At 65.3% G+C, this 24735-nt stretch carries 20 protein-coding genes and 1 pseudogene; 12 read left to right on the top strand and 9 right to left on the bottom strand.

Annotated features, from left to right (window positions below):
• Positions 1–104: 104 nt before the first annotated feature.
• Positions 105–2399 carry a response regulator gene (locus tag OKW38_RS31385; RefSeq protein WP_429364774.1) on the bottom strand — a complete coding sequence of 765 codons (2295 nt, stop codon included), beginning with the start codon at positions 2397–2399 and terminating at the stop codon, positions 105–107.
• A 604-nt stretch (positions 2400–3003) separates the two neighbouring features.
• On the opposite strand from OKW38_RS31385, the gene OKW38_RS31380 reads away from it, so the two are divergent.
• The 7 genes from OKW38_RS31380 to OKW38_RS31350 all read left to right on the top strand — a co-directional run bounded on the left by OKW38_RS31380 (position 3004) and on the right by OKW38_RS31350 (position 10124).
• The gene (locus OKW38_RS31380; protein ID WP_429333150.1) at positions 3004–3369 is read left to right on the top strand and encodes a response regulator; all 366 of its coding nucleotides are present in this window, start codon (positions 3004–3006) and stop codon (positions 3367–3369) included.
• The gene (locus tag OKW38_RS31375) at positions 3362–3985 is read left to right on the top strand and encodes a chemotaxis protein CheC (RefSeq protein WP_184031036.1); all 624 of its coding nucleotides are present in this window, start codon (positions 3362–3364) and stop codon (positions 3983–3985) included. The genes OKW38_RS31380 and OKW38_RS31375 overlap by 8 nt, the downstream gene beginning before the upstream one ends.
• Positions 3982–4932 (top strand): sensor domain-containing diguanylate cyclase, encoded by a 951-nt coding sequence (locus OKW38_RS31370; protein WP_090808118.1) that lies wholly within the window; start codon positions 3982–3984, stop codon positions 4930–4932. Before OKW38_RS31375 ends, OKW38_RS31370 begins: the two co-directional genes overlap by 4 nt.
• Before the next feature lie 233 nt (positions 4933–5165).
• Positions 5166–6014: a presqualene diphosphate synthase HpnD gene (gene hpnD / locus OKW38_RS31365; protein ID WP_184057710.1), complete on the top strand. Its 849-nt coding sequence runs from the start codon at positions 5166–5168 to the stop codon at positions 6012–6014.
• A gap of 4 nt (positions 6015–6018) precedes the next feature.
• Complete coding sequence (hpnE, locus tag OKW38_RS31360; RefSeq protein WP_429364772.1) at positions 6019–7287, top strand: hydroxysqualene dehydroxylase HpnE; 1269 nt, start codon at positions 6019–6021, stop codon at positions 7285–7287.
• Entirely contained in the window at positions 7284–9362 is a 2079-nt protein-coding gene (gene shc, locus OKW38_RS31355; RefSeq protein WP_429364771.1) for a squalene--hopene cyclase, read from the top strand. The genes hpnE and shc overlap by 4 nt, the downstream gene beginning before the upstream one ends.
• A gap of 3 nt (positions 9363–9365) precedes the next feature.
• Positions 9366–10124, top strand: a complete 759-nt coding sequence (locus OKW38_RS31350) for a phosphorylase (protein ID WP_429364769.1) — start codon at positions 9366–9368, stop codon at positions 10122–10124.
• 273 nt (positions 10125–10397) lie between these two features.
• Here the strand turns inward: OKW38_RS31350 and OKW38_RS31345 are convergent, their stop codons facing one another.
• Entirely contained in the window at positions 10398–10976 is a 579-nt protein-coding gene (locus tag OKW38_RS31345; RefSeq protein ID WP_429364768.1) for a hypothetical protein, read from the bottom strand.
• A 160-nt stretch (positions 10977–11136) separates the two neighbouring features.
• Here OKW38_RS31345 and OKW38_RS31340 point away from each other — a divergent pair, with 160 nt between their 5' ends.
• Complete coding sequence (locus tag OKW38_RS31340; RefSeq protein WP_090808106.1) at positions 11137–11622, top strand: acyl-CoA thioesterase; 486 nt, start codon at positions 11137–11139, stop codon at positions 11620–11622.
• Between the two features lie 126 nt (positions 11623–11748).
• Here the strand turns inward: OKW38_RS31340 and OKW38_RS31335 are convergent, their stop codons facing one another.
• Together OKW38_RS31335 and OKW38_RS31330 are read right to left on the bottom strand one after the other, a co-directional pair.
• Positions 11749–12768, bottom strand: coding sequence for an MlaA family lipoprotein (locus OKW38_RS31335; RefSeq protein ID WP_429333179.1), 1020 nt, complete (start codon positions 12766–12768; stop codon positions 11749–11751).
• Between the two features lie 2 nt (positions 12769–12770).
• Positions 12771–15387, bottom strand: a pseudogene (locus OKW38_RS31330) (MMPL family transporter).
• Between the two features lie 211 nt (positions 15388–15598).
• Between OKW38_RS31330 and OKW38_RS31325 the strand changes: the two are divergent.
• Complete coding sequence (locus OKW38_RS31325; protein WP_184057725.1) at positions 15599–16201, top strand: MlaC/ttg2D family ABC transporter substrate-binding protein; 603 nt, start codon at positions 15599–15601, stop codon at positions 16199–16201.
• A gap of 142 nt (positions 16202–16343) precedes the next feature.
• Here OKW38_RS31325 and hpnH read toward each other — a convergent pair whose 3' ends face one another.
• Positions 16344–17498, bottom strand: coding sequence for an adenosyl-hopene transferase HpnH (gene hpnH, locus OKW38_RS31320; protein WP_090808099.1), 1155 nt, complete (start codon positions 17496–17498; stop codon positions 16344–16346).
• A gap of 10 nt (positions 17499–17508) precedes the next feature.
• Entirely contained in the window at positions 17509–18453 is a 945-nt protein-coding gene (gene ispH, locus OKW38_RS31315) for a 4-hydroxy-3-methylbut-2-enyl diphosphate reductase (protein WP_429333181.1), read from the bottom strand.
• Between the two features lie 376 nt (positions 18454–18829).
• Between ispH and hpnC the strand changes: the two genes are divergently transcribed.
• On the top strand, positions 18830–19696 hold the full coding sequence (gene hpnC / locus OKW38_RS31310; protein ID WP_429364766.1) for a squalene synthase HpnC: 867 nt from the start codon (positions 18830–18832) through the stop codon (positions 19694–19696).
• Complete coding sequence (locus OKW38_RS31305; RefSeq protein ID WP_429364764.1) at positions 19696–20868, top strand: glycosyltransferase; 1173 nt, start codon at positions 19696–19698, stop codon at positions 20866–20868. Before hpnC ends, OKW38_RS31305 begins: the two co-directional genes overlap by 1 nt.
• Positions 20869–20962: 94 nt before the next feature.
• Here the strand turns inward: OKW38_RS31305 and OKW38_RS31300 are convergent, their stop codons facing one another.
• Both OKW38_RS31300 and hpnA read right to left on the bottom strand, forming a co-directional pair.
• The gene (locus OKW38_RS31300) at positions 20963–21529 is read right to left on the bottom strand and encodes a hypothetical protein (RefSeq protein ID WP_429364762.1); all 567 of its coding nucleotides are present in this window, start codon (positions 21527–21529) and stop codon (positions 20963–20965) included.
• Between the two features lie 134 nt (positions 21530–21663).
• Positions 21664–22674, bottom strand: coding sequence for a hopanoid-associated sugar epimerase (gene hpnA, locus OKW38_RS31295; protein WP_184057734.1), 1011 nt, complete (start codon positions 22672–22674; stop codon positions 21664–21666).
• 138 nt (positions 22675–22812) lie between these two features.
• Here hpnA and OKW38_RS31290 point away from each other — a divergent pair, with 138 nt between their 5' ends.
• Positions 22813–23106, top strand: coding sequence for an acylphosphatase (locus tag OKW38_RS31290; protein ID WP_090808088.1), 294 nt, complete (start codon positions 22813–22815; stop codon positions 23104–23106).
• A gap of 103 nt (positions 23107–23209) precedes the next feature.
• Here OKW38_RS31290 and egtD read toward each other — a convergent pair whose 3' ends face one another.
• Positions 23210–24193: an L-histidine N(alpha)-methyltransferase gene (gene egtD, locus OKW38_RS31285; RefSeq protein WP_184052776.1), complete on the bottom strand. Its 984-nt coding sequence runs from the start codon at positions 24191–24193 to the stop codon at positions 23210–23212.
• Positions 24194–24735 lie beyond the last annotated feature (542 nt).

Here is a 24735-nt window from a genome sequence, read left to right as displayed (position 1 = left end):
CCCGGCGTGCTACGCATGACGCGGGTTCACGATGAAAAAAGCGCGGCGTGTACACGCCGCGCTTTTTACAAGGCCCGGTAAATGACGCCGGCACGGCGCGGACATCAGGTATCGGCCGGATGCGTGGCGGCATCGTTGCTCGTTTGCACGGCGTCGTGCTGGATCGTTTCGAGCAGTTGCTCCAGCAGTCCGATATCGAACGGCTTGGACAGCACGCGCACGTTCGCGTGCCGCGCGCGGTCGAGCTCTTCCGCGTAGCCGGTGACGAGGATGACCGGCAGCTGCGGGTCGAACCTGAGCACCGCTTCGGCCAGATCGATGCCGTTCATCTTGCCGGGCATGTGGATGTCCGACAGCACCAGATCGAACGGCAGCGGCTCGCCGGTGCTCGCACGCTTCGCGCGGGCGTCGTCGAGTACACGCAGCCCCGTGTCGGCGTTGAACACGCAGGTGACCTGATGACCCATCATCTGCAGCAGCGCCTCGGTGCCGGCGGCGACTTCTTCGTTGTCCTCGACGAGCAGTACGCGCAGACCCTGTGGCACGCCGCTTTCGGTCGCTAGCGCTTCTGCAGGCCCGGCCGTGTGCGGCTCGGTCGACGCGCGCGGCAGATAGAGCCGCACCGAGGTGCCCGCGCCGATCGCGCTGTCGATTGCCGCGAGCCCGCCCGAGCCCTCGCAGAACGCGAAGACCTGCGGCAACCCGAGTCCCGTGCCCATGCCTTTGGGCTTGGTCGTGAAAAGCGGCTCGAACGCGCGCGCGAGCACGTCGGGCGCCATGCCGCCGCCGGTGTCCTCGAGCGACAGTTGCACGAACTCGCCGGTCAGCGGAAAGCCGTCCTCGTGACGGAACACGACATTGCTCGCGCGCACCGTGAAGCGTCCGCCGTTGGCCATCGCATCGCGCGCATTGACGGCGACGTTGATCAGCGCGAGCTCGAGCTCGGCGACGTCGACGCGCACCGGCCAGGTATCGACGCCGCTATTGATCACGAGCGACACCTTCGCGCCGAGCGACGCGCGCAGCAGTTCGCGGCACGACGGCAGCCAGCGTTCGAGCGACAGCGTCTCGGTGCGCAGCGGCTGCTTGCGGGCGACGCCGAGCAGTTGCCGCGTCAGCGACTGGCCGCTCTTCAGCGCGCGCTCCATCGCCGACAGTTCGCGCTCCAGTTCGCCGACGCCGCGCCGTCGCACGATCTGCACGTTGGCCGACAGGATCATCAGCAGGTTGTTGAAGTCGTGAGCGACGCTGCCGACCAGCCTGCCGAGCGCTTCCATCTTGCGCGACTGGCGGTACGCGGATTCGATCGAGCGGCGCATCGATGCCTCGGCCTGCCAACGCTGCCACGCTTCCTCTTCGGCGCCGAGGCGGCGCAGCGACAGCCAGATCACGCACCACAGCGCGATCGACGGCGTGAACATCGACAGGACCAGCACGCTCAGGTGCTTGTACCAGGCGGCCCAGATCGCCGACGTGCGATAGCCGCACAGCACGTAGACCGGATACGAGCCGACGTGCCGGAAGGCGACGATCAGGTTGCCGCCGGCGAAGCTCGAGCGCATCCGCACGACGCCGGAGCGCTGCCCCTGCCTGACCGCTTCGGCGAACGGCGAATCGGACGCGAGCGCGGTCGGCTCGCGTGGGCCGCGCGGGTAATGCGCGAGCACCGCGCCGTCGGTGCGCACGAGGCTCATGATGATCGGCGTAGCGTCGCTGCTGCCGAGCAACTCGCGATAGAACGCGTCGAAATAGCTGGGCCGCAGCGCGATCGACACGACGCCCGCGAACGAGCCATTGGGCGCCTGGCGCTCGACGCCCATGTTGAACACCTGCTCGCCGCTCACATGTCCCGTCATCACTTTCGACACGCGTTCCAGCACGTTGCCGTCGCGGATGCCGACGAAATCGTCGCGCTGGCCGACCGAATTTTCCGGCGACGGATACAGGCGGCTGCTCACGAGCAGCGCGCCCTGCTGGCCGAAGATCGACACCGAGGCTACCTGCGGATAGCCGCCGCCCATCGTGCGCAACTTGTCGTGAATCGTGTGTTCGCGCGCGCGAATGCCGTCGTCGTCGAGGCCGTCGGTCAGTTCGACGATGCGCGAGTTCAGCGTCTCGTTCATGTCGAACACCTTCAACGCGTGTTCTTCGGCGACCCGCACCGTGCGCAGCGCCAGATCGGTCGCGTCGGCCTCGCGCGAGCGCAGATCGGCGAATGCCATCGCCGCGACGTAGACGAACGGCAGCACGATCGCCGCGACCAGCAGCGCGATCAGCGTGATGCGACGCACCTGGAAATTCTGTTCCGGCACGGTGGGAAACGACGCGTCGTCCTGCTCGCGGGCAGGACGACGCGAAAGACGGCCCGCGCGGGCGGAGTCGACCCGGTCTGATGTCATTGTCGTTGACGCGAAAAGTCGTTCGGATGTGGCAGCCCCGTATCGGGCCGTTGCCGGCACCATGCCGCCTTCAGAACAAGCATAGACGCAGCACGGAATAATTTGCCGCAACGCGTTGGAGATGGGCGTCCGCCGTGCCGGCCGTTCTTTAAGAGCGGCTTTAAAACAGCGACGAATCGGGAAGCGCAAACGTACACAAAAGGATAAAGATAAAAGAATGTCCGCCCCGACGATAGATCTATTTCTGATATTCGCCTAGCAGAGAAACAGATCGTTACCGTCAGCGATTCTGGCGAGTTGCTTTTGCGCGACTTTACTTCGACAATCCTCGTCACGATAAAAGGGCCGCTGCCACCTCTGTGCGCCGGATCGTCAAGGTTCGCCAAACGCGTCCTGCTGCATTCGCACCCCTCTCGCCAAAGGCAATCGCAATTCGACAGGCGCCACTGTACCTGGTCGCGCATCGGTCGGCATCACGCGAAGGTGTGCCACCCTCCGCTGTCGCGACGAACGAAATACGCACACAACCAGGCGCGGAAAGCGCGCAGACGAACCAGCCGATTCCTTTATCCGACCCGCCCAAACCGCCCGACCCGCCGTTGCCATGCTCCCCATTGTGATCGCCGACGATTCGCTGCTCGCCCGCAAGTTGCTCACGAAGGCACTGCCGCCCGACTGGGCAGTCGACGTGTCCTACGCGACGAACGGGCACGAGGCGCTCACGCTATATCGCGAGGGCAAGGCATCGGTGATGTTCCTCGACCTGACGATGCCGGACATGACCGGCTACCAGGTCCTCGAAGCGTTGCAGCAAGAGGACCTCAACACCTTCGTGATCGTCGTTTCCGCCGACGTGCAGCCGCTCGCCCAGCAGCGCGTGCGCGAGCTCGGCGCGATCGCGTTCATCGCCAAGCCGGTGACGCCGGAGGCGGTCCTGCCCATCCTCAAGGAGTACGGCTTGTATGTCTGAGCCCGCCTTCACCGAAGACCAGCGCGACGCGCTACAGGAAATCGCCAATCTCGCGATGGGCCGGGCCGCGACGCGGCTCGCGGGCCTGCTCGATTCGTTCATCGAACTGTCGGTGCCGCGCGTGCGGATGGTCGCGGTGAGCGACGCGGCGCGCACGCTGCGCGAGATGACCCATATCGACGACACGGTCAGCGCGGTGCGTCAGGGCTTTCGCTCGGACATCAAGGGCGAGGTGCTGGTGATCTGTCGCAGCGACAGCATCGCGCAGCTGTGTTCGCTCGTCCGCGACCCGTACGCGCGTTCGAGCTACGAGGAGGTCGGCGAGCGCGAACTGATGCTCGACGTCGCGAACCTGCTGTCCGGCGCGTGCGTGTCGTCGATACTCGACCAGCTCGGCCGCACGCCGGTGTTTTCCGCGCCGGGCATGCTCGGCGACACGCTGACGCTCGACGAAGTGTTCCAGCCCGGCGTGCTGCAATGGCAGGTGGCGCTGCTCGTCGAAGTGAATTTCGCGCTCGAACATCAGAGTTTTCGCGCGCATCTGGTGATGCTGATGGCCGAAGAATCAATCCGTCACATGAACGAAGCGCTCGATGCGCTGCTGTCCAGTATATGAACGTCTCCGTGGAATCGTTGAGCGACCTCGTGGTCGAGCGGGTCGGTTTTGGCATCTTCGTGCTCGACCGTGAACTGAACGTGCTGATGTGGAATCGCTTCATGCAGGACCATAGCGGCCTGTCGGCGGAGCAGGTGGTCGGCCACTCGATCTATCAGAACTTTCCGGAGCTGCCGCGCGTGTGGCTGTCGCGCAAGATCGAGAGCGTGTTTCAGCTCGGCAGCTTTGCGTTCAGCTCGTGGGAGCAGCGCCCGTATCTGTTCAAGTTCGATCACGACCGGCCGATCACCGGTGGGGTCGACTTCATGCAGCAGGACTGCACGTTCATGCCGCTGATGCGCGGTCGTGAAGTGGTGGCCGTGTGCGTGACGATCTCCGACGTGACGCATGTGAGCATCGTGCAGCGCGAACGCGAGGAGGCAGTTGCGAAGCTGCAGGAGTACGCGAATCGCGACGGACTGACCGGCATCGCGAACCGGCGCTTTTTCGAAACGCGGCTGCGCGACGAGTTCACGCGCTGGCAGCGCTACGGCGGCGACATCTCGATGTTGCTGTTCGACCTCGATCACTTCAAGAAGATCAACGACCAGTTCGGTCATGGCGTCGGCGATACGGTGCTGCGTGTGATGGCGCAGCGCGTCGCCGGCGTGGTGCGCGCACAGGACACGTTCGGGCGCTTCGGCGGCGAAGAGTTCGCGCTGCTGCTGCCGTGCACGCCGCTCGACGACGCGATGCTGGTGGCCGAGAAGATCCGTCGCGTGATCGAGGAAACGCCGGTGGAGCTGATCGGCACCAGCGTGCCGGTCACGGCGAGCCTCGGCGGCGCGACGGCGCGCGCCGGGGTGCCCGCCTACGACGTGCTGATCAACGAGGCCGACGCGGCGCTCTATAGCGCAAAGCGTCAGGGCCGCAACTGCGCGGTCGCGTTCCGGCTCGCGGGAGCCTGATTCGCCAGCGGGGGCGGCGCGGTCGAGGCCGCCGCGCCCGGCGGCCTTCCTTCCCGTCCCCCTATTGACCGGCGAAACTGCGGTCACCGGCAAAGATTGCTATACTTTTCGCCGTTTCCGGCCGCCCAGCCGGATGTTTCGCGCGTGTCCGCGCGCGCGGGCCCACTGCCCTGCGGGTCGGCATAAAAACCTCTTTGAACGCCTTTCAGCGGGCGCCTCCAGCGGAGATCGTCTTGGCTGTTTCCAATCTTGTCGTGGACGATACTGAAACCGACGCCGCTGCCGCCACGTCCGGCAGCTCGTTTTATCTTGCGATGCGCATCTTGCCGGCGGCGCAGCGCGATGCGATGTACCAGGTCTACGCCTTCTGCCGCGCCGTCGACGACATCGCCGACAGCGACCGGCCGCGCGCCGAGCGCGCGGCCGGGCTCGAGCAATGGCGCGCCGAGATCGACGCTTGCTACGCCGGCCAGCCGCGCGCGTCGTTGCGCGCGCTGACGCGGCACATTCACACGTTTCATCTGCAACGCGAGGATTTTCACGCAATGATCGACGGCATGGCGATGGATGCCGCCGCCGACATCTGCGCGCCCGACGACGCCACGCTCGACCTCTATTGCGACCGCGTCGCGAGCGCGGCCGGCCGTCTGTCGGTGAGGATATTCGGGATGCGTGACGAGCCGGGCCGGCTGCTCGCGCACCATCTCGGCCGCGCGCTGCAGCTCACCAACATCCTGCGCGATATCGACGAAGACGCCGTCATCAACCGCTGCTATCTACCGCGCGAGCTGCTCGCGCGCGAAGGCATCGCGGCCACGGACCCGCGACAGATCGCTGACGATCCGACGCTGCCGCGCGTCTGCGCGACGCTCGCCGAGCGCGCGAAGCAGCACTTCGCCGAGTCCGACGCGATCATGGATCGCGAGCCCCGCGCTCAGGTGCGCGCGCCGCGCATCATGTCGGGCGTCTATCGCGTGCTGCTCGAGCGCGCGCTGGAGCGCGGCTTCGACGTTCCGCGCACGAAGGTCCGCAAGCCGAAGCTGCGCCTGCTGTGGATCGTCGCGCGTTACGCGCTTTTCTGAGCTGATGCCGAAGCTCGTCCACGTGGTCGGCGCGGGCGTGGCCGGACTCGCCGCCGCCGTGCAACTGCAGCGGCGCGGCGCGCGGGTCCTGCTGCACGAAGCGCAGGATCACGCGGGCGGCCGCTGCCGTTCGTACTACGACGCGAAGCTTGGTGCGACGCTCGACAGCGGCAATCACATCGTGTTGTCGGCCAATGCCGCGACGCTCAACTACGTGCGCGCGATCGGCGCCGCCGACGAACTGGTCGGCCCCACGCAGCCCGAGTATCCGTTCGTCGATCTGGCCACGCGTTCGCGCTGGAGCGTGCGTTTGTCGCCGGGGAGTTTGCCGTGGTGGATTTTCGATGCGCACGCGCGCGTGCCGAACACGAACCCGACCGATTACCTGTCGCTCGTGCCGCTGCTGTTTGCGAAACCGGGCCGCAGCGTCGCGCAGACGATGCGCTGTCACGGTCCGCTGTGGGAACGGCTGCTGCGGCCGCTGCTGCATGTGCTGCTGAATCTGGAGCCGCGCGACGCCTCGGCCGAACTGACCGGCGCGCTCGTGCGCGAAACGCTGCTCGCGGGCGGGCTCGCGTGCCGGCCGCTGGTCGCGCGTAATGGTCTTGGCAGCGCGTTCGTCGATCCGGCGCTGCGTCTGCTGCAACATGGCGGCGCGACGATCCGGCTCGGTTCGCGTCTGCGCGACATCACGTTCGCGGCCGACCCGGCCCGTGTGCAGACGCTGCATTTCGACGATGAGAGCATCGCGCTCGGCGCGAACGAGGCGGTGATTCTCGCGCTGCCGCCCGAAGCCGCGGTGGCTCTCGTGCCGGGCCTGCGCGCGCCGACGCGTTTCGCGGCCGTGCTCAACGTGCATTTCGCGGTCGAGCCGCCGTTCGGCCTGCCGCAGATCACCGCGCTGCTGAACGGAACGGCCGAATGGTTGTTTGCGTTCGACGACCGCCTGTCGGTGACGCTCAACGGCGCCGAGCGGCTCTTCGACACGCCGCATGACGTGCTGGCGGCGACCGTCTGGGCCGAGGTCGCGCAGGCGGTCAATCTGCCGGCCGCGCCGCTGCCGCGCTGGCAGGTGGTGATGGAATCGCGCGCGACGTTTGCCGCGCTGCCCGCGCAGGAGACATTGCGGGCGGGCACGCGCACTCGCTGGAACAATTTGCTGCTCGCGGGCGACTGGACGGCCACCGGCCTGCCCGCGATGCTCGAAGGCGCGGTCCGCTCCGGCCAGAAGGCCGCGGATACGCTGCTGAATCAACCGATGGAACGCAGATGAACGACTTATCTCACACCCAGCCGCTCGACGCGGCGCTGCCCGAAGCCGCCGATGCGGCGCCGGACCTGGCCGAAGCTGCCGTGGTTGCCAACGCGCCCGCCGTGGCGGACGCATTGGCAACCGCAACGCCGGCGCCCGTGCAGGGCGCGAACGCGCTCGACGCATCGATCACGCGCGCGACCGATGCGATCCTGGCCGCGCAGCAGCCGGACGGCCATTGGGTCTACGAACTCGAAGCCGACGCGACGATTCCGGCCGAATACGTGTTGCTGGTCCACTATCTCGGCGAAACGCCGAACCTCGAACTCGAACAGAAGATCGCGCGTTATCTGCGCCGCATCCAGTTGCCGAGCGGCGGCTGGCCGCTCTTCACCGACGGCGCGCTCGACATCAGCGCGAGTGTGAAGGCGTACTTCGCGCTGAAGATGATCGGCGACCCGGTCGATGCCGAGCACATGGTGCGCGCGCGCGACGCGATCCTCGCGCACGGCGGCGCGGAACACGCGAACGTGTTCACGCGAATCCTGCTCGCCCTCTTTGGCGTGGTGTCGTGGCGCGCGGTGCCGATGATGCCGGTCGAGATCATGCTGCTGCCGGTGTGGTTCCCATTCCATCTGTCGAAGGTGTCGTACTGGGCGCGCACGGTGATCGTGCCGCTGCTGGTGCTCAACGCGAAGCGGCCGCTCGCGCGTAATCCGCGCAAGGTGCGCATCGACGAGCTGTTCCGCGGCGCGCCGGTGAACACCGGCATGAACGAGCGCGCACCGCATCAGCACGCGGGCTGGTTCGGCCTGTTCCGTTGTGTCGATTCGGTGCTGCGCGCGGTCGATGGCCTGTTGCCGAAGGCGACCCGCGAGCGCGCGATCCGCGCGGCGGTCGCGTTCGTCGACGAACGGCTGAACGGCGAGGACGGCCTCGGCGCGATTTTCCCGGCGATGGCCAACTCGGTGATGATGTACGACGTGCTCGGCTATCCGGCCGATCATCCGCATCGCGCGATCGCTCGCAAATCTCTCGACAAGCTGCTCGTCATCAAGGACGACGAAGCGTATTGCCAGCCGTGTCTGTCGCCGGTGTGGGATACGTCGCTCGCGGCGCACGCTTTGCTCGAAACCGGCGAAGCGCGCGCCGAACAGGCGGCCGAACGCGGGCTCGCGTGGCTGCGTCCGCTGCAGATTCTCGACGTGCGCGGCGACTGGATTTCGCGCCGCCCCAACGTGCGGCCGGGCGGCTGGGCGTTCCAGTACAACAACGCGCATTTCCCGGATGTCGACGATACCGCGGTGGTCGCGATGGCGATGCACCGCTCGGCGGCGCTCACGCAATCCGATGTCGATCGCGAAGCAATTGCCCGCGCGCGCGAATGGGTGGTCGGCATGCAAAGCAGCGACGGCGGCTGGGGCGCGTTCGAACCGGAAAACACGCAGTACTACCTGAACAACATTCCGTTCTCGGACCACGGCGCGCTGCTCGATCCGCCGACCGCGGACGTGTCGGGCCGCTGTCTGTCGATGTTCGCGCAGATCGGCGAGCTGCCGCAAAGCAGCGAGCCGGCGCGGCGCGCGTTCGACTACATGCTGCAGGAGCAGGAGTCGGACGGCAGCTGGTACGGCCGCTGGGGCCTGAACTACATCTACGGCACATGGACCGCGCTGTGCTCGCTGAACGCGGCCGGCATGCCGCACGACGACCCGCGCATGCGGCGCGCGGTGCAATGGCTCGTGTCGATCCAGAACGACGACGGCGGTTGGGGCGAGGGCGGCGAGAGCTACAAGCTCGACTATCGCGGCTACGAGCGTGCGCCGAGCACCGCGTCGCAGACAGCCTGGGCGCTGCTCGGACTGATGGCGGCGGGGGAGGTCGATCACGAGGCGGTGGCGCGCGGTATCGACTATCTGCAGCGTGAGCAGCGCGAGCATGGGCTGTGGGACGAAACCCGGTTTACCGCGACCGGCTTTCCGCGCGTGTTTTATCTGCGCTACCACGGTTATCGCAAGTTCTTCCCGCTGTGGGCGCTCGCGCGCTTCCGTCATCTGAAGCGCAATGGGCTCACGCGCGTCACGGTCGGGATGTGACGGATGTCCGTGTCGATGACGCCGTCCGTGGGGACGGGCGATAGCAGCTTGCCGGTGATCGTCGTGACGGGCATGGCGTTCGAGGCGCGCATCGCACGCGGCGACGGCAGCGAGCGCGTCGAAGTCGTGTACGCGGCGCGCGCCGATCTGCTCGAGCGCGCGCTGAACGCCGCGGTCGCTCGCGGCGCGGCGGGGATCGTCAGTTTCGGCACGGCGGGTGGGCTCGCGCCGGATCTGCAGCCGGGCGCGCTGATCGTCGCGGATGCCGTGCATGGGCCGTTCGGGCGTATCGACACGGATCGGCAATGGGCGGAGCGGATTGCCGCCGCCGTGACCAACGTCAGGACGGCCGAAGGGCTCGCGGGACGTCTGCGCCGTGGCGCGGTGGCGGCGGTCGCCGCGCCGCTGATCACCGCCGAAGACAAACGCGCGCTGCACGAATCGACCGGCGCGCTCGCGGTGGATATGGAATCGCACATCGCTGGCGCGATCGCTGTCGCGCACGGTCTGCCGTTCGCCGTGTGTCGCGCGATCGTCGATCCGGCCTGGCGCACGCTGCCGCCGGCCGCGACCGCTGGTTTGCGCGACGACGGCAGCACCGCCCTCGGGCCAATTCTGCGCGAATTGCTGCGGCAGCCGTCGCAACTCGGCGCGCTGCTGCGCCTCGCCGGCGATGCGCGCGCCGCGCGGACTACGCTGGTCGAGGCGCGGGAGGCCTTGGGGAAGGGCGGCGCGCTGCGGATCGCGGGCGTCAGCAGTTGAGCGACGGGGATGGCGGTTAGCCATCCCGACTGCGTCTGGGGCCGGCAGCAAGTCGCTAGCGTGGGCGTGACCTACCCCTGGAGCGGCGACTCGAGTCTTCGCCCAGGTCCCTTAGGCGGTTGTGCAGCCGCTGGTTATCTGCGTAAAGCCCCGCAAATGCCAGTATGAACAGTAGCAGCGGAAACCACTGGCCGCTGTAGCGAATCAGCGCCCATGCGATCGCCGCACAGGCGATAGCGGCGAGCAGAAGCGCCACTTTATCGACGATCCAATTCATACCAATTCCGCTCGATGGAGCGCCAGACAGGCGTAGTGCCGGCGCGCTGGCCTGTTTGTCAGCACTTCCGGATGGCGATGGATGAATGCCAGCATCGACTCTGGAACGACCAATCCGAGGCGGGCCGCTGCAATTCGCGCAGTGACCGCCGCGCTGCTGGTGCCGCACGTTATCGCTGGCTTGGTCGCGACGATCAGCGAACCGATGCATGCACCGACGTAGAACGCCGCACTTAGCGCGCCAGCGACGGATAGCGCCTCCAGTGTCGTTGTTGCGCCGATCAACTCGGCAACCGTTGCGCTAGGTCCAAGTGTCTTCAGCGCGTTGAGCATGGCCGTGATATTGGACGTCGCCGTCTCGAGAGTGCCGAACAGGCTGCTCGGCGAAGGAAGCCCCAACGCGTTCATATTTGCTGCAAATGCCCTTCGAAGTTGCCACAAGTGACCGAATTCATAGATTGTCAGCCTCCGTCGTAGTTGGGGATGCCAACTTTGGGTACCAATCAGCGACTTCTTAAAAATTGCGGGGATCGTGATGGACGTGCCTCCTAGCCATCGCCCGAAGCGGTTGACCACTAGCGGTGGTCCATCGTGGGCCCCCAAGACTATCAGCACGATTAATTATGCAATTTTGAAATATCAGGGAAAACCCTTACTCTTGGTACAATGTTAGTGTTAACCCTTAGGTTCCGGCGCATGACGCGCCCTCCCGGGAGCCTCAGACACGGAGTACCAAATGAATTTCCACACGAGAAAATGGGTCAAGCCCGAAGACCTGAATCCCAACGGGACATTGTTCGGCGGCAGCCTGCTACGCTGGATCGACGAAGAAGCCGCGATCTACGCGATCTCTCAGCTGGACAATCAGCGCGTCGTGACCAAGTTCATGTCAGAGATTAACTTCGTCAGTTCGGCACGCCAAGGCGACATCATCGAACTGGGCATGACCGCCACGCATTTCGGCCGCACGTCGATCACGCTGCGCTGCGAAGTGCGCAACAAGATCACACGCAAGAGCATTCTGACGGTCGAGAAAATGGTATTCGTCAATCTCGACGAAAACGGCGATCCGGTGCCACATGGCCGCACACGTATCCGTTATGCGGACGAGCAGTTCGCTCACTATCGCGCGAACTCCAAGCCAGTGCCGCAAACGGCACCAGTCGCGGCGGTCGAGGAAGATCGGGGCGCGGCGCGCAGCGAGGTCGAGAGCCTGCACTGAGCGGGTTGCAGCGATGCCCGCGGGCTTGGTCGGGCGACGTTTGGCTGTACTTCCACGCGGGGCACCCATCGAGGGCGCCCGCTGTGCCTTGGAGCGCTGGATCGACGTGCCCAGACCCCTGGAGCGCTATTGCGGGGCCGACGCCGGCTCAGCAGGCACGGCTGGCGTAGCGCCAGCGCCACTGTCACCCGGATCGGTGTAGTTCGGCAGATCCCCGCTGGGCGCGTTGGTCGCTCCACCGGAAGCCCCATTGGGCGCCGGCGAGGACTCACCCGGATCGTTGTAATTCGGCAGCGCGCCGGGCGCGCCCTTGGCCGCGCCGCCCGCTCCCGAAGCGCCATTGGGCGTCTCGCCCACATCGCCCGGATCGGAGTAATTCGGCAGGCCGCGCGCCGGCGCGCCTGCCGCTGGGGCAGCAGCCGGGCCCGTATCGCCCTGATCGTCGTAGTTCGGCAGCGGCGGAGGGTTATTGCTCGTGCCGCGCAGCCGCGCGAGGCGCTGCTGCACATAGGCATCACGCACGAACGAGTACTTGTCGAGCGCAGCCTGCTCCAGAAGGCTGGTCGCGCCGAGCAGATCCGCACGTGTGCTCACGAACTGCAGCACGTACAGCGGATTGCGGGTCGCGGGTTCGATATAGTTCAGCGGATTGAACTTCACATCGACGACGAGCCCCATGCTGTCGCGCACCGTGCTCGGCCCGAACAGCGGCAGCACCAGATACGGACCCGACGGAATGCCCCAATGCCCGAGCGTCAGACCGAAGTCCTGATGATGCTTGGGCAGACCGGCCGGCGTCGCCCAGTCGAGCAGGCCGCCAATCCCAAACACCGAGTTGAACGCGAAGCGCATGATGTCTTCGGTCGCATCGGTGATCTTCAGTTGCAGCAGCGCGTTTGCGGCGTTGGTGAGGTCGCCGAGGTTCGAGAAGAAATTGCTGACGGCGGTGCGCAGCGGCTGCGGCGTCACTTTCTGGTAGCCCTTCGCGACCGGCACCGCGATATAGCGATCGACTCCGTCATTGAAATTGAAGATCACCCGGTTCACCGGCTCGAACGGATCGCCCGGCTTGCGATCCGGAGCGGTCGCGCAGCCGGAAATGAAACCCGCGGCGGTGAGCGCCAGCGCGGTGTTACGCAGCTTCATGCTTATATTCCTTTTTGCTTCCCGCGACGTTGACGCGGCTTGCCCATCAGCACCGGCTGGAAAACCACCGCTCCGATCAGCGTGCAGAACAGCGAAAGCACGAGCAGCCTCCCCATGCTGGACGTGCCCGGATGGTGCGACAGCCACAGGCTACCAAACGCGGTGGCCGTTGTGGCGGCGCTGAACAGCACCGCATGCGTGAGGCTCGACTGCAACAGGCCGGTCTGGCCGTGGCGCCACGCCATCACGAAGTAGATCTTGAACGCGACGCCGACGCCGAGCATCAGCGGCAGCGCGATGATGTTCGCGAAGTTCAGCGGCATGCCGAATACCACGCACAGTTCGAGCGTGACGATCGCGGACACCAGCAGCGGCACCAGCGTGCGCAGCACGTCGCCGACACGGCGCAGCGCGATCCACAGCAGCACGGCGATCGACAGCAGCGCATAGAGGGCCGCCTCCAGGAACGCCTTGATGATCGTGTTGGCCGAATGCAGGATCGAGATCGGTCCGCCGATCGCGCCCGGCTCCGCCCTCTTCACCGCGTGCGCGAAGCGCGCGAGCATCTGGTCGTCGTTTGGATCGACGCCGGGCGGCACCTTCGGCGCGATATCGACGAGCGCATGACCGCCCTTGCCGATCCACATCGCGGTGATGCCTGGCGGCAGGGTCTGCTGGGTTATTTCGGTCGGCTGCAGAAGGTTCTCAAGCTGCTTCAAGGCGATGCGCAGCGTGTCGGACATCGCGACTTCGGCGCGGTCGCGCGTGGCGGCGTTGGCGGCGGCGAGCTTTTGCAAGGTCGCGGACAGGTGCTGCGCGTCCGCCGCGCCCCGGGCCCGGATGGTCCTCGGCCGCGAGCGACAACTGATTCGCCGCGCGCTTCAATGCGGCGACGCGCAACGCGTCGGTGGCTTGCGGCGCGGGCTGCTGTTGCAGCGCCGGCAGCAGCTGTTGCGCGGCGCTCGCGATCAGCATCATCTTCTGCTGCTGGTCGGCCGGCACGAAGGTGCTCAACGTGTTGACGCGGCCCACTTCCGGCAGCTTGCGCAGTCGCTCGGCCATCGCGTCGGCGTCGGCAAGCGACGGCGCCAGCGCCTGCACGTTGTTCACCGCGGCTTCGGGCGAATCCTTCAGCGACAGCAACGTTGCCATCGACTCGGTGTGCGGGTCCTTCAGATGCAGCGGATTGAAGTCGAAACGCAGGTGCGTGAGCAGCGGTGTCGCGCCGATCACGACAAGCAGCGTGCCGATCAGCACCGGCTTGCGATGGCGGTCGAGGAAGTCGTCGACGGGCTCGAGCTGCTTGAAACCGGGCGAGGCGACTTCGCCCGGCGGATTGAAGAGCTTCAGCAGCGCTGGCAGCAAGGTCATGTTGGTGAAGTACGCGACGAACATGCCGACGCCCGCGATCTGGCCAAGCTCCGACACGCCGCGATAAGCGGTCGGCAGGAACGAGAAGAAGCTCAGCGCGACTGCCACGGCCGCGAGCGTGAGCGGCACGCCGATGCTGTGCGCGGTGTGCATCAGCGCGGCCGACAGCCGGTCGTCGCGGTTGCGCTCCTCGCGATACTTGACGCCGAACTGCACGCCGAAATCGACGCCGAGCCCGACGAACAGCACCATGAACGCGACCGAAATCATGTTGAGCGCGCCGACCATCAACAGGCCGAGCGCGGCCGTGATCGCGAGGCCGACGAACAGCGTGATGAACACGGCCGCGATCATGCGGCCCGAGCGCAGCGCGAGCCACAGAATGATCAGGACGACGATGAAAGTGCCGATGCCGTTCAGCACCGCACCGTCCTGCACTGACGCGAACTCCTCGTCGGCGAGTGGCTGCTCGCCGGTCAGGCGGATCGTCGCACCGTAGCGCTGCTGGAGATGCAGCGAGACCGCGGTTGCGCGAATCGCCCTCGACGCGCTCGCGCCCGGCTCCAGCGCGTCGTAGTTGACGACCGGATGCACGACGACAAACGAACGCGCCGGATTGGTGGCGACGCTTTTATCGACGAGAGCGCGCCACGAGAACGCGGCGGGCTGGCCGGCCAGCACGCGATCGAGCGTGTTCGCGCTTTGCGCAAGCAGCCGGCTCATGTCAGGGAGTTTGACCTGGCCGAGTTGCAGCGGCAGCAGCAGGGTCGTAGTCAGCGTGCCGGCGAGACCGGTCAGGCTCGGATCATGCGCAAGTTGATTGACGAGCGGGCGCGACTGCACGAGTTGCGAGGTGGTGGACATCACCTCGTCGGTGGACAGAAACAGCAGGCCGTTGTGTTCGAAGAAGGGGCCGCCGGCGGGCTGCGAGACCGACGTGAACTCCTTCGGATCGGCTCTGAGCGCGGCGGTCAGCGCGTTGGCGGCGGCGTCGGCGAATTCGGGCGCGCGCGCCTCGACCACCACCAGCACGGTGTCGCCACGGTCGGGGAAGGCGGCGTCGAGCGCGTTCTGGACTGCCGCCCATTGCTTGTCGGTCTCGATGAGACGGCTGATGTCCGTGTTGATCTTGAAGTTATGCGCGACGTATATGCCGCTCAGGACAGCGAGCACGATCGACAGCGCGATGATCCTCAGCGGATGACGCACCGAATACGCGACGAGACGGACGATAGATGACTTCAGCATGTAGGCGGACGTGGCCTTATCACGGGTGTTGTTTTTGACGAAGGTGCATAAGTATACAGAGCCCGGGCAAGCAAGCCCGACTTCGGTAGCAAGTACGGCTCCTGACGGCTTCGTCCGGATGGGAACGTAATCCCCGCTATACTGGTGTACCCCTCTTTAGCCGCGGGGCTGCGGCCCGTCGGCGCTACTTCTTTCGAGTCATGACAAGCGTATGAAACGATATCTGACTGCTTTTGTGGCTGCGGCCGTGGTATCCACGGCGGCGTTTGCGCAGAGCGCACCCGACGCGGTGGTAAAAAGTGCAGTCCAGGGCACGGTGGCTGCAATGAAGGCTGACCCGCAGGCGCGCGGCGGCGACATGGCGCAGATCACCCAGGTCGTCCAGACGCACTTCCTGCCCGCCACCGACTTTCAGCGCACCACACGTATCGCGGTAGGCAAGCCGTGGGCGACCGCGACGCCGGAGCAGCAGAAGCAACTGTACGAGCAGTTTACGCTGCTGCTCACGCGTACCTATGCCGCATCGCTGTCGCAACTGCGCGACCAGGACGTGAAGTTCCAGTTTGCGCCGGTCAGCGTGCAAGGCGGCGCGACCGACATCGTCGTGCAATCGCACGTGATCAGCAACGGCGGCGATGACGCGATCGACTACCGGCTCACCAAGGGGCCGTCGGGCTGGAAGATCTATGACATCAACATGATGGGCGCGTGGCTGATCCAGGTGTATCAGACGCAGTTCGCCGACCAGATCGCCAAAGGCGGCATCGACGGGCTGATCAAATTCCTGACCGCGCATAATGCGCGCGGCGCGTAAGCGGGTCGGTCGACAGAAGTTTCAATCGGTAAAAGCAAAGCGCGGTGGCCTTGATTGGCCACCGCGCTTTTTTTCGAGTTGCTTGCGCTAACGATCAGGCGCAATACAGGGGCGGCGCGCGGCCGCTCTCCTGTCGAACGCCTCAGTGCGCGGCCGTCGCGGTCTCCACCTTCTTGCCCTTGCCGGCGCGCGTGATTTCTTCGAGCTTGATCTCGACGTGACGCGAGAACACGAACTCGGCGGGACGCTGCTTGTCGAGCGGAATGTCCTGCGCGAACGCGCCCGTGGTTTTCGGGCCGCGCATGCTGACCTTCAGCGCCTTCAGCGGATGCGCAACCGTGTCCATCACGGCCGTCGCTTCGAAACCGCAGTGGACCATGCAGTCCGCGCACTTCTCGTAGTTGCCGGTGCCGTACTTGTCCCAGTCCGTGGTTTCCATCAGTTCCTTGAAGGTCTTCACGTAGCCTTCGCCGACCAGATAGCACGGTTTTTGCCAGCCGAACACGGTACGCGCCGGGTTGCCCCACGGCGTGCATTCGTAGGTCTGGTTGCCCGCGAGGAAGTCGAGGAACATCGCCGACTGGCTGAACGACCAGTTCTTGCCGTTGTTGCCGCGCTTGAAGATTTCGCGGAACAGCTGCTTGGTCTTGTCGCGGTTCAGGAAGTGCTGCTGATCCGGCGCGCGCTCATACGCATAACCCGGCGATACCGTGATGCCGTCGACGCCCATCGGGCCCAACGTGTCGAAGAACTTCGCCACGCGTTCCGGCTGCGCGTCGTTGAACAGCGTGCAGTTGATATTCACGCGGAAGCCGCGGCGCTTCGCTTCGCGGATCGCGGCCACGGCCTTCTCGTACACGCCTTCCTGCGACACCGAGTGATCGTGCGCTTCCTTGTCGCCGTCGAGATGAACCGACCACACGAAGTACGGATTCGGCTCGTAGTCGTCCATCTTCTTTTCCATCAGCAGCGCGTTCGTGCACAGGTACACGAACTTCTTGCGCGCCATGATGCCCTTGACGATCTGCGGCATTTCCTTGTGCAGCAGCGGCTCGCCACCCGCGATCGACACGACCGGCGCACCGCATTCGTCGACGGCCTGCAGGCATTCTTCCAGCGACAGACGCTGGTTCAGAATCGGATCCGGATAGTCGATCTTGCCGCAGCCATTGCAGGCGAGATTGCAGCGAAACAGCGGCTCCAGCATCAGGGCGAGCGGATAGCGTTTGTTGCCGGAGAGATGCTGGCGCATGATGTATGCGCCGACGCGGACTTTCTGTAGCAGCGGAATAGACAAGGCGTCCTCCTTAAACTTCGCGTGCAGCGAGTGGTTGCATCAGTTTCGATGGCAACTTGAATTCGACTTTTTCTTCACGGCCCGCCATCGTCGTGACATCGACGGGCCCCAATGCGCGTAGCGCATCGATTACGTTTTCGACCATTTCTTCGGGCGCCGACGCGCCGGCCGTGATGCCGACCGTGTGCACGTTGGCGAACCATTCCGGCTTCACTTCAGAGCCGTCGGCGACGAGGTAGCTCGCCACGCCGCTCTCGCTGCCGATTTCGCGCAGCCGGTTCGAGTTCGAGCTGTTGGTCGCGCCGACCACCAGCAGTACATCGACCTCTTTGCTCAATTCGCGCACCGCCGCCTGGCGGTTCTGCGTTGCATAGCAGATGTCGCGCGTGTCGGGACCGACCATGTCGGTAAAGCGGCGCAGCAGCGCGTCGATGATGCCGCGCGTGTCGTCGACCGACAACGTGGTTTGCGTCACGTAGGCGAGCGGCGCATCGACCGGCAACTCGAGTTTCGCGACTTCTGCCTCGCTCTGCACGAGCATCACCGTGCCGGGGATCTGGCCGATCGTGCCTTCCACTTCTGGATGGCCGGCGTGGCCGATCAGGATCAGCGTGCGGCCGGCGGCCACGTACTGACGACCTTGTACGTGCACCTTGGTCACGAGCGGGCAGGTTGCGTCGAGCACGTCGAGGCCGCGCGCTTCGGCATCACGTTCGACGGTTTGCGCAACACCGTGCGCGCTGAATATCGCGACGGCACCTTGCGGCACTTCATCGAGTTCCTCGACGAAACGCGCGCCCTTCTGGCGCAGATTGTCGACCACGTGACGGTTATGGACAATCTCGTGGCGGACATACACGGGCGCGCCGTGTTGCTGTAACGCACGATCGACGATTTCGATTGCGCGGACAACGCCCGCACAAAAGCCGCGCGGCTGAGCAAGGATGACTCGCATAAGTTGGCGAACTCCGACTAACGCGGGTTTCGAAGAAGTCGTGAAACTGACTTTATCGCCGCGCTCATCTTGATTAGTTGACGTCTTGAGCCCCGGCGACCGGCCGGTACAGCAAAACCAAACGCGCATTCTAACGCTATCGGGGCCACTTTGCTTTTTGCTGCGGCCCGTGTGTTGGCCGCTTGCCGCACCCGCTGGGCCGTGCGGACGACCGGGGCGGCGAGCGTTACAACGATGTAAGGAGTCAGCGCGGGATTGCCTCGTAACGCGCCCGACCATGACCGCACACTGCACCGTCACGGCGGAACCCTTAAACTACCGATCCTTGCCGCGCGGACATCGCGCTGTATTACAGAATGGTTTCGAGGCTCGCTGGATGGACGTCGATCAGCACGAAAACTTTCCGATCGCGAGCGTGTTGCTGCCTAAGGCCCTACGCGCGCCTGTCGGTATTATCTATCAGGTCGTGCGCACTGCGGCCGATATCTCCGCCGAAGGCCAGTGGAGCGCCGCCGAGCGGCATGCCCGGCTGGCCGATTTCCGCGCCGGGCTTGACGCGATCGCGCAACGGCGCGCCGCGCCCGTGCATGCGCTGTTGTTCGGCAAGCTCGCTGGCGTGATCGCGCAATACGAGCTGCCGCTCGAACCGTTCTACGATCTGCTCGAGGGCTGCGCGCAGGACATCGATACGAATCGCTATGCGGATCGCGCCGCGCTCGTCGACTATTGCCGCCGCTCGGCGCATCCGGTCGGGCATCTGCTGCTGCGTCTGGTCGGCGCGGCGACGCCGCACAATCTTGCCGACGCCGACGCGATCTGCACGGCGTCGCAGCTGATCAGCTTCTGGCTCGACGTCGCCGCCGACTGGCAACGACAGCACGTGTACCTGCCGCAAGCCGATTTGCGCCGCTTCGGCGTGACCGAGGCGCAGATTGCCGATGGTGTCGTCGACGATGCGTGGCGCGCGCTGATGGCGTATGAAATCGCGTTCGTGCGCGCCACGCTGGTCCGCGGCGCACCGCTCGCGCTGCGCATGCCGGGGCGGCTCGGCATCGAGCTGTGCGGCGCGGTGCATGCAGGCCTTCGGTTTCTCGAGCGCATCGAGCGCGCGGATTACGATGTGTTCCGCGCGCGCCCGGTCCTCAATCTGTTCGACTGGTGCGTGGTGGCGGCGCGCACCCTGAAAATGCGACTATCCAGACGCGTCGGCATGGCGGCGCGCTCAATCGAGGGTAATGCTTAATGGCGGCGGTCCTGTTCGTTCTTTCGTGTGTTTCCCTGCTGATCTGGTGCGTGCTGCTGTTCGCGCGTGGCGGCTTCTGGCGCGCGCGTCCCGCCGCGCCGCTGGCCATCGCGGCGCGCGACGCATGGCCGGCCGTCGCGGCCGTCGTACCGGCGCGCAATGAAGTCGACGTGATCGCCGAGGCGGTTACGTCGCTGCTCAAGCAGGACTATGCAGGCGCGTTCCACGTGATCGTCGTCGACGATCACAGCACCGACGGCACCGCCGACGCCGTGCGTGCCGCAGCGCTGCGGCTGCAATGTCCGGAGCGCCTCACCGTGCTGAGCGCGAAGCCGTTGCCGCCAGGCTGGTCCGGCAAGGTGTGGGCGCAGTCGCAGGGCATCGAGGCGGTGCGCACGCTCGATCTGCCGGCCGAATTCCTGTTGCTGACCGATGCCGACATCGGCCACCCCGCCGAGGCGTTGACGCAGCTCGTCGCGCGCGCGGATGCCGAAAAGCGCGACCTCGTCTCGCTGATGGTCCGGCTGCGCTGCGATTCGTTCTGGGAAAAGGCGCTGATTCCGGCCTTCGTGTTCTTCTTCGCGAAGCTGTATCCGTTCGCGTGGGTCAACAATCCACGCAACCGCACCGCGGCCGCGGCGGGCGGCTGCATGCTGGTGCGCCGCGCGGCGCTCGAGGAAGCGGGCGGCATCGAGTCGATTCGCGCCGAGCTGATCGACGATTGCAGTCTTGCCGCGCGCATCAAGCATCGTGGCACCGGCCGTCATCCGATCCGGCTCGATGTGGCGGCGAAGAGCGTGTCGCTGCGTCCCTACGATAGCTGGCGCGACATCTGGAACATGATCGCGCGCACTGCGTTCACGCAGCTGCGCTACTCGCCGCTGCTGCTCGCGGGCACGCTCGTCGGCATGGCGATCATCTATCTGTTGCCGCCGGTCGCGGCGTTGATCCTCGGGCCACTCGGCTGGCCGGCCTGGATCGCGTGGGCGGCAATGTGCTGCGCCTATGCGCCGATGCTCGTCTACTACCGGCGCTCACCGCTGTGGGCGCCGTTTCTGCCACTCGTGGCGCTGTTCTATGTCGGCGCAACGTTCGCATCGGCGGTGCGCTACTGGCGTGGCAAGGGTGGGCAGTGGAAGGCGCGCGTGCAGGCACCAGTGCAGGAGCGCTGAAGTCTGTCGATGGCCGATGCGCTCGTCGGATGCAGAAGGCAGACGTAAAAAAAAAAAGCGGCTCCAGGCCGCTTTTTCTACGTAGCGCGTTTCATCACGCGTTCGTCAGCATCATGTACATCTGGATCACGATGTCCGGCGAGAACGTGAACGGCACCCAGCCGTGGCCGGTGTGGCGCATCACCAGCAAGCGGTCGCCGTTCGATTGCTTTTGCACGGCCATCATCGGATTCTTCGTCGAGACAAATTGCCAGCCCGGCGGGATGCCTTGCGGCTGCTCCGGCGTCATCGACGCCCGTGCGTTCGACAGTTCCTCGATCAGCCGGCTGATCTGGTCCGGGCGTAGCGCGACGGTCTGATCGCCGATCGTCATCGTGATTTCGTCGCGCGCGGGGCGGTTGATTTCGAGCGTCGGCTGCAATTGCGGGGCGGCCGGCGTATCGATCGCTTCGGCGTGCGTTTCTGCGTTTGCTTCGGTGCTCGCGGGCTGTTCCGCCGCTGCTTGCGCCGCTGCTTCGTGCGCGGCATGCTCCACCGCCGCGGGCAATGCCGCAGCGTCAGCGCTTGTCTCGAGAGTGTTCTCGGCCTGCGTGGCCACGACAGCCTGAATGAGCTGATCGACGCCCATTTCCAGCGCGCCGAGCTGTTCGTGAAGGTTCATGCGAGGTTTCTCAGGTAGGACCCGCGATTTTACCCGCTGCGCGCAGGCTTGGACCCGTCGCCGGCGCGGGACTTGTAACAAAATGCTTACGGCCGCTGTTCAGCCCTTCACTTGACCGTTCACTTATCCCTTGATCACCGCTTCAGATACCCCGCCTGCCGGAACCATTCGAGCGCATCGGCGAGCCCCTCGCGATAAGGCCGCGCCCGATACCCCAGCTCGCGTTCCGCCTTCGCCGACGTGAAATACATCTTGTTCTTCGACATCTTCAGTCCGTCGACGGTGACGAAAGGTTCGCGCTTCGTGAATTTGGCGACCGCTTCCGCGCCCATCGCGAGCGGATACAACGGCCAGCGCGGCAGGCTCAGTGTCGGTGCCTTGCGGCCGGTCAATGCCGCGATATCGGCGAGCATCTGCTGCAACGGCAGATTTTCGCCGCCCAGAATATAGCGCTCGCCGATCTTGCCGCGTTCGAGCGCAAGGAAATGACCGGCGGCGACGTCGTCGACGTGCACGAGGTTCAGCCCCGTATCGACGAATGCGGGAATCTTGCCGAGCGCCGCCTCCAGAATGATGCGCCCGGTGGGCGTCGGTTTCACGTCGCGCGGGCCGATCGGCGTCGATGGATTGACGATCACCGCGGGCAGACCGTCCTCGGCGATCATGCGCTCGACCGCGCGCTCGGCGAGCACCTTGCTGCGCTTGTAGACGCCGATCGCCTGGTCGGCGCGAAGCGGCGAGGTTTCGTCGGCGGACTGGCCGGAGCTCGTCACCTTCAGCGTGGCGACGCTGCTCGTATATACGATGCGTTCCACGCCTTCCTTCAACGCCGCGCGCATCGTCGCCTCGGTGCCTTCGAGATTGGCGCGCTCGATCTCGCCGGGGTCCGGCGCCCACAGCCGATAATCGGCGGCCACGTGCAGCAGATAGCGCACGCCGCGCAGCGCGTTGCGCATCGATGCTTCGTCGCGCATGTCGCCGACGACGATTTCCGCGTCGAGCGATTCGACGTTCTTGCGCGGACTCGTCGCGCGCACCAGCACGCGTACGCGAAAGCCCTTGCTCTGCGCGATGCGCGCCACCGACGATCCGACGAAGCCGGACGCGCCGGTCACGAGCACGAGATCGCGATTCTGTTCGGTCATTCTGTTTCCATTTCCGGCGTGACGGTCGACGGATTGTACGTGGCGCGCGCAAAGGATGGGCGTTGCCGAGCGCGCTCGCCGCGACGCGACTAGAATGCCGGCTTGAAAGATTGTCAGGCATTAAAAGGAGGTAGCGGCATGGCCCCGGATCTGGATGAGCGGATCGAAACGTATTACGCGCGGGTGCGCGGCACCGTGCAGGGCGTTGGTTTTCGCCTTGCGACGGTGCGCCAGGCGCACGCGCTCGGCATCAAGGGATGGGTCGCGAATCTCGACGACGGTTCGGTCGAGGCGATGTTGCAGGGACCGGCCAATCAGATCGACAGGATGTTGTCTTGGCTGCGTCACGGACCGCCGGCGGCGCGCGTGACCGAAGTGAGCGGCGAGGAGCGCGTGACGGACAGGCGTTACGAGCGCTTCGAGCAGCATTGAGCTCAAGCTGCGCGAGTTAAAAAAGCGGCGCGCCGTCCAGAGGAGGGCGCGCCGCTTTTTCGTTTATGCCTTTATCGGCCGTTATTGGCCGCGTGGTCAGCGCTTACCGGGCCACCAACAAACTCTCCGCGAATCCCCACTCATCCTCGATCCATTGATGGCTGCACACGAAGCCGGCGCCATCGGCGATCGCGGGCAGCTCTTCCGCGCGATACTTGTGGCTGCTTTCGGTCCAGATCGTCTCGCCTTCCTTCAGCGACACCGTCAGCTTTGCGGCGCGCACGTGAGCGGTGATATCGCGCTTCGCGCGCAGATGCATCTCGATGCTGCGCGCGTCCGGATTGAAGCGCGCGACGTGCTCGAACTCATCGAGCGGAAAGTCGCCGTCGAGTTCGCGGTTGACGCGCGCGAGCAGGTTCAGATTGAACGACGCGGTCACGCCGATCGCGTCGTCATAGGCTGCGACCAGCACCGGCGTCGGTTTGATCAGATCGGTGCCGAGCAGCAGCGCGTCGCCGGGCGCGAGCATGTTGCGGATCTCGCGCAGAAAACGCGTCGCCGCGAGCCTGCCGAAGTTGCCGATCGTGCTGCCGAGGAACAGCACGAGCAAGCGGTCGCCGGGCGCGCGCTGCCGGCTCACTTCGGCCAGACCGGCCAGATAGTCGCGCTCATAACCGACGATCGAAATCCGCTCGATGTCACCGAGTTCGCGCCGGCACAACTGCAACGCACTGCGCGAAATTTCAATCGGGCAGTAGGAAGTAGGGCGTTTTTTACACAGCGCCTCGAGAATGCGCCGCGTTTTACGGCCGCTGCCGCTGCCGAGTTCGGCGACCGTGACGTCATGCGGCAAATGCTCGACGATGTCGGCCGCGTGCTTCGCGAGCAGACGTTCTTCGGCGCGCGTGACGCCATATTCGGGTAATACGGTAATCACTTCAAAAAGTGCGGAACCGACCTCGTCGTACAGATACTTCGACGGCAGCTCTTTTTGCGGCGTATGGGTGAGGCCGGCGTACACGTCGGCGGCGAAGGCGCGACGCAGTTCGGAAGGCGAGTTGCTGAGCGATAGGGCTGGCTGGGTCATGCTGGCTCCAGTAGTCACATTCGATGAGCGGGATTGCTGCCGGGCGGTGGCATGCGCGACGAAACGCAGTTGAGGCATGCCGTGGGCGAGATGCGCGGGCGGTGATTCGTGGCGGCCTGACAGACTGCGCTCGAGGCTGCATTCGCCGACCCGGCTCGTGGCTGCTGCTCGTTGCGTGCCGCTGTGGACGTCGTTGTCGCGAGTGGTCCGGCCACAGCGTGCAAAACTTGGGTAGCAAGATTCGCGCGAGGCGAGGACGAACCGGGAATGGCTTCGCCGGCCGCGGCGCACGAAGTTATGTTCTAGTGCATCGACGCGCGACGCGCACGACTAATTGCAGCCGACTGACGAAAAAGCGCAAGCCCGTTGGCGAATAACCCGTCTAGAATGCCCGTTTTCCTACGGTTTTGCACCGCCGCTTCAGAACAACAACGCAGCGTCTGCCGCTTTCCCCGCGTGGCCGCCTGCTCACGAGACATCATATTCATGACGACAACGAACGCCGCGAGCCTGCGTCGCGCGCCGCACGCCCACGCGTCACA

The sequence above is a fragment of the Paraburkholderia sp. MM5496-R1 genome, from assembly GCF_050436205.1.
GTDB classification, from domain to species: Bacteria; Pseudomonadota; Gammaproteobacteria; order Burkholderiales; family Burkholderiaceae; genus Paraburkholderia; species Paraburkholderia tuberum.
The sequence above is the reverse complement of the archived record's forward strand: the minus strand, read 5'-3'. Positions and strand labels throughout refer to the sequence as shown.